At 62.3% G+C, this 14,092-nt stretch carries 12 protein-coding genes and 1 tRNA gene; 3 read left to right on the top strand and 10 right to left on the bottom strand.

Annotated elements, in window-relative coordinates; translation table 11 throughout:
* Window positions 1-83: 83 nt before the first annotated feature.
* The gene (locus tag ILT42_RS20345; RefSeq protein ID WP_204217727.1) at window positions 84-455 is read right to left on the bottom strand and encodes an SPW repeat domain-containing protein; all 372 of its coding nucleotides are present in this window, start codon (window positions 453-455) and stop codon (window positions 84-86) included.
* Between the two features lie 160 nt (window positions 456-615).
* On the opposite strand from ILT42_RS20345, the gene queA reads away from it, so the two are divergent.
* The gene (gene queA / locus ILT42_RS20350) at window positions 616-1,701 is read left to right on the top strand and encodes a tRNA preQ1(34) S-adenosylmethionine ribosyltransferase-isomerase QueA (protein ID WP_204217728.1); all 1,086 of its coding nucleotides are present in this window, start codon (window positions 616-618) and stop codon (window positions 1,699-1,701) included.
* Between the two features lie 9 nt (window positions 1,702-1,710).
* Window positions 1,711-2,895 carry a tRNA guanosine(34) transglycosylase Tgt gene (gene tgt / locus ILT42_RS20355; protein WP_204217729.1) on the top strand — a complete coding sequence of 395 codons (1,185 nt, stop codon included), beginning with the start codon at window positions 1,711-1,713 and terminating at the stop codon, window positions 2,893-2,895.
* Here the strand turns inward: tgt and ILT42_RS20360 are convergent.
* Both ILT42_RS20360 and ILT42_RS20365 read right to left on the bottom strand, forming a co-directional pair.
* A complete protein-coding gene (locus ILT42_RS20360) occupies window positions 2,876-3,940 on the bottom strand; it encodes a hypothetical protein (RefSeq protein ID WP_204217730.1) in 1,065 nt (354 codons plus the stop codon). The two genes, tgt and ILT42_RS20360, sit on opposite strands and share 20 nt — an antisense overlap.
* Window positions 3,941-4,012: 72 nt before the next feature.
* Entirely contained in the window at window positions 4,013-6,421 is a 2,409-nt protein-coding gene (locus tag ILT42_RS20365) for a hypothetical protein (protein ID WP_204217731.1), read from the bottom strand.
* A 329-nt stretch (window positions 6,422-6,750) separates the two neighbouring features.
* On the opposite strand from ILT42_RS20365, the gene ILT42_RS20370 reads away from it, so the two are divergent.
* A tRNA-Lys gene (locus ILT42_RS20370) sits at window positions 6,751-6,825 on the top strand.
* 195 nt (window positions 6,826-7,020) lie between these two features.
* Here ILT42_RS20370 and ILT42_RS20375 read toward each other — a convergent pair.
* From ILT42_RS20375 to ILT42_RS20405, 7 genes are all read right to left on the bottom strand, one after another.
* A complete protein-coding gene (locus ILT42_RS20375; protein ID WP_204217732.1) occupies window positions 7,021-7,980 on the bottom strand; it encodes an NAD(P)-dependent oxidoreductase in 960 nt (319 codons plus the stop codon).
* A gap of 70 nt (window positions 7,981-8,050) precedes the next feature.
* A complete protein-coding gene (locus ILT42_RS20380) occupies window positions 8,051-8,809 on the bottom strand; it encodes an ABC transporter permease (RefSeq protein WP_204217733.1) in 759 nt (252 codons plus the stop codon).
* A gap of 79 nt (window positions 8,810-8,888) precedes the next feature.
* Window positions 8,889-9,761 (bottom strand): ABC transporter permease, encoded by an 873-nt coding sequence (locus tag ILT42_RS20385; RefSeq protein WP_204217734.1) that lies wholly within the window; start codon window positions 9,759-9,761, stop codon window positions 8,889-8,891.
* 44 nt (window positions 9,762-9,805) lie between these two features.
* On the bottom strand, window positions 9,806-10,825 hold the full coding sequence (locus ILT42_RS20390) for an ABC transporter ATP-binding protein (RefSeq protein ID WP_204217735.1): 1,020 nt from the start codon (window positions 10,823-10,825) through the stop codon (window positions 9,806-9,808).
* Complete coding sequence (locus ILT42_RS20395) at window positions 10,818-11,840, bottom strand: ABC transporter ATP-binding protein (RefSeq protein WP_204217736.1); 1,023 nt, start codon at window positions 11,838-11,840, stop codon at window positions 10,818-10,820. Before ILT42_RS20395 ends, ILT42_RS20390 begins: the two co-directional genes overlap by 8 nt.
* A complete protein-coding gene (locus tag ILT42_RS20400) occupies window positions 11,837-13,318 on the bottom strand; it encodes an ABC transporter substrate-binding protein (RefSeq protein WP_204217737.1) in 1,482 nt (493 codons plus the stop codon). Before ILT42_RS20400 ends, ILT42_RS20395 begins: the two co-directional genes overlap by 4 nt.
* A gap of 49 nt (window positions 13,319-13,367) precedes the next feature.
* Window positions 13,368-14,084, bottom strand: coding sequence for an RraA family protein (locus tag ILT42_RS20405; RefSeq protein WP_204217738.1), 717 nt, complete (start codon window positions 14,082-14,084; stop codon window positions 13,368-13,370).
* Between the last annotated feature and the right edge of the window lie 8 nt (window positions 14,085-14,092).

Below are 14,092 nucleotides of genomic sequence, written 5' to 3' on the forward strand. Positions count from 1 at the left end.
CAGTGAGAAATCATAAATATTACAACATAACAAATGATCTCCGGTCAATATCTCCGGCATGGGCGGCCGATCTCATAGCGATCCTAATGGGTGCGGTATCCGGAAGGCTGCATCGGATCGGTCCGTGTGACTAGGCTGGCCGCGACGGAAAACAGCCCGAAGCCCAGATGTGGCCAGAACACCCGATCCGCGAAGCCAAAAAGCCAGAGCGAAATGGCCAGCATCAACCCGCCGATGCCGTCGATCAGAAGGTGGAGCGGAACCGGCAGCACGCGCAGGAGGCCTAGTTCGTAATCCGTGACCGCGCTATAGAGGATAGCACCGGCCCCGAAGGTGACTGCGATCCAATTGGCTGCCGTGACATCCGCGTAGCCGAAAATCCAGGGCGTCGACAGGAGCGCCAAGCCCCACAGATAGTCGATCGTGCCGTGGAGACGTGTCGGAAGAAAGCGCATGGCAGCCTCGGATCTGAGCCGCAGCCCAACGGCACCGTCTCGGCCTTGTTCCGGCCGGGATCGCCTGCCCAGCCGGAATGGCAGCCCTGAACGCCAGCCGGAACCATTGACGCCCCGCCCTGTTCGCGCCGATAACCCCGCGCTTCGACCAAGGACCCTCATGCGCGTCGACCTCTTCGATTTCGAATTGCCGGAAGACCGGATCGCCCTTCGCCCCGCCGAGCCAAGGGACGCCGCCCGCATGCTCGTGGTGCGGCCGGACGCTGCATCGGACGATAGGCAGGTGCGCGACCTGCCGGACCTGCTGCGGCCGGGCGACGTGCTCGTTCTCAACGACACCAAGGTGATCCCGTCGCGGCTCTACGGCCTCCGGATGCGCGACGAGACGGCAGCCCGCGTCGAGATCATGCTTCACAAGCGCGAGGGTGCGGATCGGTGGCGCGCCTTCGCCCGCCCGGCCAAGAAGCTGAACGTGGGTGACAGGATCCGCTTCGGCGAGGATTCCGAGGGCATGGTCTGCGAGTTGTCCCGGCTCGATGCCGAGGTCGAAGCGAAAGGTGAGGGCGGTGACGTCACCCTCCGCTTCGCTTTCTCGGGTTCCGCCCTTGATGAGGCCATCGCGCGGCTCGGCGAACTTCCGCTCCCGCCCTACATCGCCGGAAAGCGTCCCACCGACACCCAGGACGCGGCCGATTACCAGACGATCTATGCCCGGGACGAGGGCGCCGTCGCGGCTCCGACCGCAGGCCTTCATTTCACCGACGAGCTGCTCCGCCGTCTCGAAGAACGGGGTATCGAGCGCCGGTTCGTTACACTCCATGTGGGCGCGGGGACGTTCCTGCCGGTCAAAGCCGACGACACAGCCGATCACCGCATGCATGCCGAGTGGGGCACAGTGAGTGACGAGACCGCAGGGGCGATCAACGCCGCGAAAGCGGAGGGACGGCGGATCGTGGCGGTCGGGACCACCTCGCTCCGTATCCTCGAGAGTGCAGCCCGCGAAAACGGCACCATGGCGCCATTCGCGGGCGACACGTCGATTTTCATTACGCCAGGCTACCGCTTCAAGGCTGTGGACGTGCTTCTAACGAACTTTCACCTCCCACGTTCGACGCTCTTCATGCTGGTTTCGGCCTTTGCGGGGTTGGAGCGCATGCGGGCGGCCTACGCGCAGGCCATCGGCCAAGGATATCGGTTCTATTCCTACGGCGATGCCAGTTTGCTGTTTCGGGCGGACCAGGGTTAAAGGGGCACCATGACCACGGATCAGTTCACTTTTACGGTCAATAAAACCGACGGCACGGCGCGCACGGGTGAAATCCGCATGCCGCGCGGCGTCATCCGCACTCCTGCCTTCATGCCGGTGGGTACCGCCGCGACCGTGAAGGCCATGTACCCGGATCAGGTCAAGGCGCTGGGCGCCGACGTGGTCCTGGGCAATACCTATCATCTCATGCTGCGTCCGGGCGCCGAAAGGGTCGCGCGGCTCGGCGGGCTGCACCAGTTCATGAACTGGCCTTATCCGATCCTCACGGATTCAGGGGGCTTCCAAGTGATGTCCCTGGCATCGTTGCGCAAGATCGACGAGACCGGGGTGACTTTCCAGTCGCATATCGACGGTTCGACACATGTCCTGACCCCAGAGCGCTCCATCGAAATCCAAGGGCTGCTCGGCTCGGACATCCAGATGCAGCTCGACGAATGCGTGAAGCTGCCCTGCACGGACGAGGTGGCCGAGAAGGCCATGCGCTTGTCCCTGCGATGGGCGGAGCGCTGCCGCGTGGCCTTCGGCGAGCAGCCCGGCAAGGCCATGTTCGGCATCGTGCAGGGGGGAGCCGTCGAGCGGCTGCGCGTGGAGAGCGCCCGTGAACTGACGGCACTCAACCTCAAGGGCTATGCCATCGGTGGGCTCGCCGTCGGCGAGCCGCAGGACGTGATGCTGCGCATGATCGAGACCGTGGAGCCTCACCTGCCCAAGGAGAAGCCCCGTTATCTCATGGGAGTCGGCACTCCCGACGACATCGTGGAGGCGGTGCGCCGCGGCGTCGATATGTTCGATTGCGTGATGCCCACCCGCGCCGGGCGCCATGGACAGGTTTTCACCAAGTATGGCCGCATGAACTTGCGCAATGCAAAGCATGCGGAGGATCTGCGCCCCCTGGACGTCGAATCGAAATGCGTCGCATCCAACACCTATTCGCGCGCCTATCTCCATCATCTCGTCCGCTCCAACGAGATCCTCGGCATGATGCTTCTGACCTGGAACAACCTGGCCTATTATCAGGACCTCATGGCGGGCTTGCGCAAATCCATCGCCGACGGGCGCTTCGCGGATTACGTGGGCGAGGTGAAGGAAAACTGGGCCAGGGGCGAGCGGGACGGCCTTGCCGAGCCAGTGCCCGAACCCGTGGATAACATAGCTACGGGCGGGGAGGACTGAGCACGCGATAAAAGCCGTCGGGCGCATCTCGTCCGGTGGCCCGCGCCGTCTCGAGGCCATCCACCACCCGGTTCGCAATTCCGATGCGGTAGTGTAGCGGATCCCAGTAGTTCGAATCCTCCTCCGTGACGGGCGATCGGACGCGGAAATCGACCAGGGCCGCCCCGTGGTGCTTGGCGATGGAGGCGATGCGATCCTTGCAGACCCGATCGACCGCCGCCTCGCGCGTTCCGGCCTGCGGCTGCGCCCGCACATTGTTGGGCATAAAGGCCAGCGTCACGGATGCGGAGGCGGGCACCCGCGCCAGGGTGTCTCCCAGCCACGCCAAAGCGGGAAGATGGAGCGCCGCCGCACCCTTTCGGTCGAGACGAACGGGCCTGGCGGGCGCCGGCGGCGGTTGCCATTGATTCAGGTGGAATCGGGCTCGCTCCAAGTCGTAGCTCGCGTCGTCCGGAACGAAGATTTCATACCCGTTGGGCGGGATGCGCGCCACCATGAGACCCAGGCGGTTCAGGGCCACGCGTCCAGCGACCTCCAAGGCCGTCAGGTTGACCAGTTCCGGGTAGTCGTTGAGCGGGTCGTCATCGTAGAGCCAAGGCGGGAAGGCTCGGAAGGTCAGCTTCTTGGCGTCCGCATCCTCCTCGCACCAAGTCGTGTCGAGGCCGAAAACCAGGGATTTCGGGGTCGTATTCTTCTGCAGGAAAAGGTTGGCGAGCTGCATCTGCTCCCAGGGGGTGGCGGCGTTCATGCCCAGATTCATGAACCGGCCGCCAAGAGCCCGGCCGAGCCGGTCCGGATCGAGCAGGCGCACCGTGGACGTGCCGAACACGGCTGAGTCGTAGCGCCCGCTCCGGATCAGCTGCGGGTACATGAAGCGCTGGTTGACGTCCATGATCGGTGTCAGCGGGCGCCCTGGCGCGGCGCGCAGTCCAAACGGGTCCATGATCACGATGAAGCCGAACAGGAGCGCGAACAGTCCCAGGGCTGTCGCGGCAAACCCAACGGCAAATTGCCGCCAGACCCTATCGTCGGCGAGTTCGGTCATCGGCGGGTGATCGCGGGACGGAGGCGGGATGTCAACCTTGGTCTCACGCTCCGGTGCGGCGCGCGATGGTCGTCACCCCATCGCCTTCAGATAACGGATCGGCCGGCCCGGCGAGATCATCTCAGCGGCCGCCACGATGCCCTGAGCATCGATTCCGTAATGGCGATAAAGGTCCTGGAGGGTCCCGGTCTGGCCGAAATGCTCCACACCGAGCGACCGGGTGCGGTGACCCATGACGGAGCCGACCCAAGCCAGGGTTGCAGGATGCCCGTCGATGACGGTCACCAGCCCGCAATGGGCCGGCACCTCGGCCAGCAGCCGCTCGATGTGGGAACGGGCATGGACGAGGCCACGCTCCCGGGCCCGCTGCGCCGCGGTCCAGCCTGCGTTGAGCCGGTCGGCGGAGGTGATGGCGAGCAGGCCCACATCGCGGCGGTCCTCCGCCATCAGGCCGACGGCCTCGATGGCCTCCGGCGCCACCGTGCCCGTATAGGCCACGACCACCTGGGCGTTGGGGCCGGGCTTGCGCATCCAGTAGGCCCCATCGACGATATCATCCGCCAGATCCTCGCTCATCTCGCGCTGGGGCTGGTCGATGGTGCGGGTGGATAGGCGCAGGTAGACCGAGCCGCCCGTCTCGTCGCGCAGCCATGACCTCTCGGAGACATCGCGCTCCGTGGGCTCGTCGTCCCCGCCGCGCTGGAGATAGTCGAAGGCCCAGCGCAGGATCACGGAAAGCTCGTCCACGAAGGCGGGCTCGAAGGCGGCCAGACCGTCCTGGGCCATGCCGATGAGGGGTGTGGCGATGGATTGATGCGCGCCGCCCTCAGGCGCCAGGGTGACGCCGGAGGGGGTGGCGGCCAGGATGAAGCGGGCGTCCTGGTAGCAGGCATAGTTCAAGGCATCGAGACCGCGGGAGATGAAGGGGTCGTAGAGCGTACCGATGGGGATGATGCGCTCACCGAAAAGGGAGTGGGACAACCCCAGCGCCGAGAGCAGGATGAACAGGTTCATCTCGGCGATGCCCAGCTCGATGTGCTGGCCCTTGGGTCCGAAATCCCAGGTAAAGGTGGAGGGGATGCGCTCAGCCTTGAAGAGGTCCTTCATCTCCTGCCGGGCGAAGAGCCCACGCCGGTTTACCCAAGCCCCCAGATTGGTCGAGACCGTTACGTCGGGCGAGGTGGTGACGATCCGGTCTGCCAGGGGAAGCTCGGACCGGGACAACTCGTTGAGGATGAGGCCGAAACCCTGCTGGGTGGACTGGGAGGGCTGCTTCGGGGTCGCGAGTTGCGATGGCACCGGCACGGCGGCGGCCTCGAACCGACGGCGGCCCTTCCTGTTGAACGGGATCTCCGAGAGGAACCTCTCCAACTCCGGCGCGGGCACGGACAGGCCCTCGAACCGGTCCCATTCATGGCCGGGCCTGACCCCAGAGGCGGCCTTGTAGCCTTCCATCTGGGCCGGGGTGAGCAGGCCCGCATGGTTGTCCTTGTGGCCCGCCAGAGGCAGGCCGAAGCCCTTGACGGTGTAGCAGATGAACACGGTCGGCCGGTCGTGATCGATGGACTCGAAGGCTTCCAGAAGGCTTGGCAGGTCGTGCCCGCCCAGGTTGCTCATCAGGGCCGCGAGCTCCTCGTCGGAGCGGCTCTCGATGAGGCGGGTCACCGATCCTTGATCGCCCAGATCGTCGAGGAGGCGCTTGCGCCAGGCCGCTCCGCCTTGGAAGGTGAGAGCGGAATAGAGCTGGTTGGGGCAGGAATCGATCCAGTCCCGCAGGCGCTCCCCGCCGGGCTCCTGGAAGGCCTCGCGCATGAGCGCCCCGTGCTTGACGATCACCACATCCCAGCCGAAGGAGCGGAACAGGGCCTCGAAGCGGGAATACAGGCCCTCGCGCACCACGGCGTCGAGGCTCTGGCGGTTGTAGTCGATGACCCACCAAGTGTTACGCAGGCCCTGCTTCCAGCCCTCCAGCAGCGCCTCGAAGATGTTGCCCTCGTCCATCTCGGCATCGCCCACCAGCGCCACCATGCGGCCCTCGGGACGATCGCCTGCCCAGCCATGGGCCCTCACGTAGTCCTGCGCCAAGCTGGCAAAGAGGGTTTGGGCAACGCCCAATCCCACCGAGCCCGTGGAAAAGTCCACATCGTCGATGTCCTTGGTGCGGGACGGGTAGGATTGGGCGCCCTTATACCCCCTGAAATTCTCCAGCTTCTCCCGGGTTTGATGACCGAGCAGGTACTGGATCGCATGGAAGATGGGGCTCGCATGGGGCTTGACCGCCACCCGGTCCTCGGGCCTCAACACGGCCAGGTACAGGGCCGTCATAATGGTGGAGAGCGAGGCCGAGGAGGCTTGATGGCCGCCCACCTTCAGACCGTCCAGGTTCGGCCGGACGTGATTGGCGTTGTGGATCGTCCAGCTTGAAAGCCAGCGGATCTTGCGCTCCAAGTCGGCGAGGTAGGGCAGGCGAGGATCGGTCATCGGAATGGCTCAGGTGGTTCGGATGGCACCCTCCGCCGCGGGCGGAGCAGCCCGGCTGCGGAGAGGTCCTAGGCGGGCCCGGCGCTGGACCCGTTTCTAACATGAGGCAGACCCTAGGAAATTCGCCGGAGCCCCGCAATCGAGACAAAGTGAGGGGATGGCCCATTCCGCCAGGCCTTTTCGATTGACCCGCATCCCAGGAGCCCCTATGTCCCAGCTGACCTCTGGGAGCGCGTAGCTCAGCCGGTGGAGCATCTGACTTCTAAGGAGTGGGTTTCACGCTCCACCATCGAAGTTCACAGCTTTTCACCGGGGACCGTTGGTCGTTAGGGCGGGTAGCTCAGTGGTAGAGCATTCGACTTTTAATCGAATGGTCGTGGGTTCGAACCCCACCCCGCTCACCAATACCTTTAAGGGCTGCCGGCCGTCTCGGACTCAGACATGTGGTCTCAACGACCTTGGAACCGATCACGTTTTCCGGACAGGAGAGCGATAAGTCTATTTTCCTGACAAAGGTGCGGCTGTTTCAGGTCAATTACCCCATCGGGTCTGATAGACAGGGTATCTGTCGGAGTCTGAGGTGGCTGATCCGACGTCCTTCAGCGTGGCGCATCCGCCTCAAGTCCTCGAAGCGCCAAAGCACGCTCGAAACATGCCCTGACCAAGGCCTGGAAACCTTCAACCGTCGCCCCCGCCATGTGAGGTGTCGCGAGAATTCGAGGTTCCGCCCGAATCCTATCGCTCCGCAAGGGCTCTTCGTCGAAATTATCGAAACTCGCGGCGAAAAGACGGTTGGAGCGCACAGCCGCGCGCACCGCAGCTTCGTCGACGACACCGGACCGGGATACCGAGATCACGATAGCCGACGGTTTCATCAGCGCGATCTCGTTTTCGCCGATTACGCCATACGTCCGCGCCGTCAGAGGGAGTTGAACACAGACAACGTCCGCCTTGGCCAGAAGCTCGTCCTTGTCGACGGGGCGAGCGCAGCTTCGGTCCGGAGCAACCGCGATCAGATCATGATAAATTGTCTCGACCGCAAAGCCTTTCAAGAGACGAGAGACGTCCTGCCCAATCGCGCCAAAGCCGAGAAGGCCGACCGTTTTCCCTTCGAGCCGATGGGTTGCCCCTCGTTGAGGACCGGTGAGCCATTGACCCTCAGCCCAGGCTGAAGTCACATCCGGAAGACGACGAAGCAAGGCCAGTATCGCGCAAATGATAAACTCGGAAACGCTCCGGGCGTTGACGCCAGGCAGCTCCGCCGTGGCGATGCCACGCCTCCGACAATGCGCGAGATCGATATTGTCGAGCCCTGTTCCCCATCGCTGAATGAGTCGAAGCCGGTGAGCGGCGTCGATCAACTCCGCTGGAACGGGATGGGTCCCGACCACAAGAACATCGAGTAATGCAATTGTTGCGAGATCGTCTTGCGGGTTGCCCTCGATGAAGTGGCAGACGATCGCAGGTGGACAGGATCGCTCAATGAATGCGCGCTCATGGGACTGCCACTTCATCATAAAGCCGATATGGAGTGACTTCACATGATCATCGCTTCGCATAACCGTCTTTCTTGAGACCATGGGCCAAATCGATGGAAACGCTCGTGCGATGTTCCTAGGTATAACCCGGTCACAGCATGGTCCAACCATCGCGCGCGAAATGGCGCCTCAACAATTCGCCCGTCAATCCGATCGCGATAACGAGCAGAGAGATCGCGACACCCGGTATCGTCGAAATCCACCAGGCGTTATCGAGAAAATTTCGGCCGTTCGCGATGACACGGCCCCAGCTGGGCACGCTGGGCGGCGTTCCCAGGCCGACATATCCGAGCGAGGCTTCTGCGAGGATGATCAGGCTCAAATCGGCTGTTAGAAGGACTAGAAGGGGCGCGGCGAGATTAGGGAGCACGCAGCTCGTGATGATACGCCAGGTGGGAAGACCCGACACCAGCGCGGACTCAACGTAGCTTTGAGAGGTGACCTTGAGAGTGATCGCCCGAGCGAGACGGGCTATCGCGGCCCATCGCGTGACGGCAAGGACGACGATGACCGTCAAGATGCTCGCGGGGATGAAGGCAGCCAGGAACACCGCGATCAAGATCGAGGGAAACGAGAGCTGTACGTCGATCACGCGCATGATTGCCTCGCCGGTCGACCCGCCTGTCCAACCGGCAGCAATTCCGACCGCAGCGCCAACCAGGGCAGCAAACAGCCCCGATGCAATCGCGATGCCGAGCGACACGCGAGCGCCGACAAGGATCTGAGCCAAAACGTCACGGCCGAGCTGGTCTGTGCCGAAGATGGCATAGGAGCCATCGGGCAGCCGGGAGAGCGGAGGAAGCAGGCGCTGGCGCGTATTGACCGAAACCGGGTCAAAGTCGATCAGCATGGGCCCGAGAACCGCTAGGATCACGAAGGCGAGCAAGACGCCTGGACCGATGAGGGTCTTCCACGACGATCGACGCATGTCAGCCCCTCCGAAAGCGTGGGTCGATAAGGCGATAAGCAAAATCGACGAGCATGTTGGTGACGATGACCGAGAATGTCATCAAGATGAGGCAGCCCTGCACGACCGGATAATCTCGGATCCCTATCGAGCGGATCAGCAACTGTCCCACACCTGGCCAGTTGAACACGGTTTCCACGATAACGGCGCCGCCAAGGAGGTGGCCCAACTGGATGCCACCGACGGTCACGACCGGGATGAGAGCGTTTCGAATGACGTGCCGACGCAAGATCGATCCACGCGGAAGGCCGCGTGCGCGAGCCATGGTGATGTAGGGCGCCCGCAGCACATTGATCGTCTCGGTCGACATGAGACGCAGATTCACGGCGATCAGCGGCAGTGCCAACGTTATGGTCGGCATGATCAGCGACCAACCGCTCTCGGCACCGCCGCTCGGCAACCAGCGCAGCATTCGAGAGAAGATGAGGATCATGACGATCCCGGTCCAGAATTCGGGAAGCGACAGCGCCACGAGGGATGCAGCGTTTGTCGCGTGGGATGCAGATTGCCCCTTTCTTACCGCAGTGTAGATCCCGATGGGCAGCGCCAAGATGATCACGACCAGCATCGTGGAAGCCGCAAGCAGCAAGGTGTGGGGGAAATGAGACAGCACGAGCTCACGGACGGAAGTGCCCTGCGCAATCGACTGCCCGAAATCCAAAGTACTCGCTCTGCCTAGGTAAACCATGAGCTGCTGCCAGATCGGGAGGTCTAGGCCATAGGCCTGCCGCGCATCGGCGATCTCGGCATCACTGGCCATGTCCCCAAGGAGAACCGCGATGGGATCGCCAGGCGCGATCCGGAGCATGATGAACGTTGCGGTGACGGCCGCCATCGTCGTCAGGATCGCGATTACGATCCGGCGAAGAACATACGATATCATGATCTCCCCCGCGCGCCGACGACTGCCAGGAGTTCTCGTGAATCGTTGCCCCCGTCGTCCAAGACAGGATGGTGGCAGCGCGAAGACCAATCCCGTTTCACCTCGGCCAACGGCGGAAGAGCCGAACATGCCGTATCGGCGCGCGGACACCGATTGGCAAATGGACAGCCGTGGACAGCGACCGAGATGTCTCTCGTCATTCGGAGATCCTTGCTTTGTGCAAGTAGACTTCCACGCTTCGTAAGGAGAGGGGCGGCATCCACCAAGGCACGGGTATAGGGATGAGTAGGAGCTTCGATCAGCTCGGCCGCCGGTCCTTGCTCGACGATCAAGCCCGCGTACATGACCGCGATCCGGTCGGCGACCTGTCTTACCACGGCAAGGTTGTGCGAGATAAAGACCATGGTCAGCCCATCCCGTTTAAGCGTCTCGAGCAAAGCCAGGATCTGAGCCTGAACCGAAACGTCAAGGGCCGATGTGGGTTCGTCGCACAGGAGGAGCCGCGGCTCCGCAGTGAGGGCACGGGCGATGGAAATTCGTTGTCTTTGCCCGCCCGAGAAACTGCTTGGCCTTCTCTCCAAGGCCGAAACATCCAGACCGATGCGTGACATGAGCTGTTGTGCTGTCGCGCGTCGTTCCGCAGCGGAGCGACCGGGCTGCGCGACCCGCATGACATCGTCCAGGATGCGTCCAACGGTCTGAAATGGATTGAGAGTGGAGGCGTGGTCTTGAAAGACCATCTGCACACCGGCTCGCGCCGCTGAGCCTCGGGTGACCGTCAGTTCCCTTCCCGCGACCTTGATCGTCCCCGCTGTCCGCTGGTTCAGTCCAACGATCGTGCGAGCGACGGTCGACTTTCCGCTCCCCGATTCACCAACTATTCCTAGGACCTCGCCACGTGCGACATGGAGCGATACGCCACGCACGGCCTTGACGAGCCGTCGGGACTGTCCTGTGGCGTCGGGGACCCGGAAGGTGACTTCCAAATCTTCGATGGATAAAAGCGTTTTAGCCATGCCTTACCCCATCGCTGATCGGGAAGTGGCAGGCTGCCATCGTATGACCGCTCTGCTGCAACACCGGCAAGTCTGTCGCGCAAACGGATTGTGCCTGGAAGCATCGTGGGGCGAATGGGCATCCTCGGTCGAGGCCAGGTCGGGGAGGACTGCCCGGTATGGCAGCGGACACGGCTCCAGTGCGCGACAAATCTGGTACGGATACCAGAAGACCAGCCGTATACGGATGAGCCGGCGTCGAGCAGATCGCCTCAACCTCGCCTTTTTCGACGATCCGTCCGGCATACATGACAAGGACACGATCGGCGACCTGATAAACGACCCCGAGGTCGTGTGTGATCAGCAGAACCCCCATGGCATATTCGTTGCGCAGGTCGTCGATGAGCGTGAGGATTTCCGCCTGAACCGTCACATCCAAAGCCGTTGTCGGTTCGTCGGCAATCAGAACCTCGGGGGAGAGCGCAACCGCACCCGCTATGATGACACGCTGCTTCATGCCACCGGAGAATTGGTGAGGGTAGTCATCGGCGCGGGCCGTTGCATTGGGAATGCGAACGAGGTTCAGCAAGCGAATGACTTCGCGTCGGGCGTCCGAGTGGCTCATGCCTCGATGGATCATGAAGAGCTCTGCGAGCTGGTCGCCAACTTTCATGGTCGGATCCAAGGCCGCCCCGGGATCTTGAACGATGTAACCGACCTTGCGCCCGCGGATCGGCGCAAGCGATTCTGGGTCGTGGGGCGCCGCGGGATATCCGGCCACTGAAAGAGCATGGGACCTGACATCGTACACGTCCGGATCGAGCAGCCCGAGCAGCGCCGTTGCCGTCAGGCTTTTGCCGCTTCCGGATTCACCAATGAGCGCGGTGACCTCTCCGGCGTTACATGTAAAGGAGATGTCCTTCACCAAAGGCAGGGAAGATCCGGCGTCATCGCGCGCCGTAATGGAGAGGCCCGCCACCGCAATGGCAGGCTCCCGGGTGATTGGTCTGGCCACCATCGGTTCAGCGAGCGTCATCGCGCCTCGGTTCCCCGAAATCTCGGCGTATAAGTGGCCGACAGATCGACGTTCGACAGGCTCTTCCGATACGCGTAGACGGCCTTGAGCTCCGCTGGGAAGATGCCAGGAGCGTCACTCCAAAGAACGTCGATGGCCTGGTCGTAGAGTTCTTTCCGCTTTCCTTGGTCGACTTCACGCTGGGCGGCCAGCAAGAACTTCGATGCCTCAGGGCTCTCGTACCCGCTCCGTTTCGTCGTATACAGGCGGCCGAGGGTGTAGTCGGCATCCTCCGTAAATGACGGGTTGGTCGACATCGTCATGTCCCAGTTGAGATCACGAAGATTCTTTGTCCAAACCGGGTTCTCCAAAGGTGTCGGCGTGACGGTCACGCCGATCTTGCTCCAGTAAGAAATGAAAGCCAAGGCGAGTTGCTCGATCTCAGGGCCTTGGGAGGGTGAGTATTGCAGCTCGGTTGTGAACCCGTTCGGTAGGCCGGCATCGGACAGGAGCTTCTTGGCTTTCTCGACATCATAGGCGTAAGGTGTCTTCGGCGAGTAACCAAACACGACCGACGTGATAGGTGCCCGCGCAAGTTCCCCGGTCTCCGGGAGGAGATCAGCGACGACACTCTTCACGTCCACCGCGTGCCACAGCGCCTGCCGAACGCGGGGGTCATTGAAGGGTTTGCGCTGTGGGTTGAACCAGCTGTAATAGTAGATTGCCGACGGGGCGACACTCACCGTCAGGTCGGCGTTCTTTTTGAGAGCTGTGACCTGATCGTCCGGCAGAAACCACGTCAGGTCGATTTCGTTGTTCACGAGAGCTGTCACCCGGCCCGTCAGTTCCGGAATATTCTGAATGACGATACCGGTCAGGCTCGGTGGTTTGTCCCAATAGCTTGTGTTTGCCTCGAGCTCGAGGACTTGCCCAGGTCTGAACGACTTGACCTTGAACGCCCCGGTCCCCGGAAGCCGAACAGCCGCACCATACTTGTCACCCGCTTCTTTGGCACTGCTGGCCGGCACAATCTGAAGCAAGGAGACATTGCGCAGAAACGGTCCAACGGGCTCCTTCAGCCGGACGATGAGCGTGCGTGGATCTGGCGTCTCCACTTTGTCCAGGGAAGTCCAGAGCGGAGCAAGTCCACCCTTCTGCTTTGCAAGCCGTTCGATCGACGCTGCAGCGTCTGCGGATGTCAACGCCTGGCCATCGTGGAACTTGACGCCATCGCGAATGGTGAAAATCCATGTCAAGGGATCGGGTTGTTGCCATGCCGTTGCGAGCCGTCCAACAGGCTCGCCGTTGTTGAACTCGACCAACGGGTCATAGATCTGCCGATTGGCCATCAGGGTATCACGCAACGTTCCGTTCGGACCATGGGGATCGAGATCAACCACGGGTGACGGCGGCGCGACCCGAAGGATCTTTGCTGCGACCGGGCTTTGCCACAGGGGAACGGACACCATCACTGCGGCGGCGAGTAAAAATGATCTCATTCTCTTCCTCCCTCTCGAACATTTAGCTTTTTGTGATGTCGCTGGACCTTCAGTCCGTGCTCCTGCGGCTGGCCTCGTACTCGGCCAGGCCATCCCCTGTGAGCGGATACGTCCCATAGATGCTGGCGCCACTCCGAATGCGGCGGATAATGAACTCTTCCTTATTTTCGTAGGCCAAGGCCTCACTTGCGACGTCCGCAGCGATCTCCGCAGGCACGACGATAACGCCATCTGGATCGCCGACGATGAAGTCGCCGGGATAGACGGCGACTTCTCCGCAGGTCACAGGTACCTGCAGCTCCACGAAACGGTGCGCGACAAGGCTGTTGGGAGGGCAGACGGACTTCGCGTAGACCGGAAATCCCGTCTCGACGATGTCGTAGGCGTCACGGACGCCGCCGTCTGACACAACTCCGGCGCAGCCCCGCACCCGCATGCGCTCGAAGAGAATAAGTCCTCCGCTCGCACCTTGGGCATTGCCGCGACAATCGATTACGAGCACGTCACCGGTTCCGCACTCCTCAGCGGCGCGTCGCTGCAGGTTCACCTCGGGCGGCCTCGACCGGTCCTGTACAAGCTTATCCTCTCGTGACGAGACGGCTCGCATCGTAAAAGCGCGACCCGCGAGCCTAGGGCGCGAACCCGGGAGGGGAGCGACACCGTACATGAAGACGCGTGTCAGCCCTAGCTGAGAGAGGATTGTCGCCAGCGTCGCCGTCGAGACACGACGGAAGGTGTCAGCGATCGCTGCGTCTGCAACCTGCATTGTTCGTT

The sequence above is a fragment of the Microvirga pudoricolor genome (assembly GCF_016892705.1).
In the GTDB taxonomy this organism is placed as follows: Bacteria; Pseudomonadota; Alphaproteobacteria; order Rhizobiales; family Beijerinckiaceae; genus Microvirga; species Microvirga pudoricolor.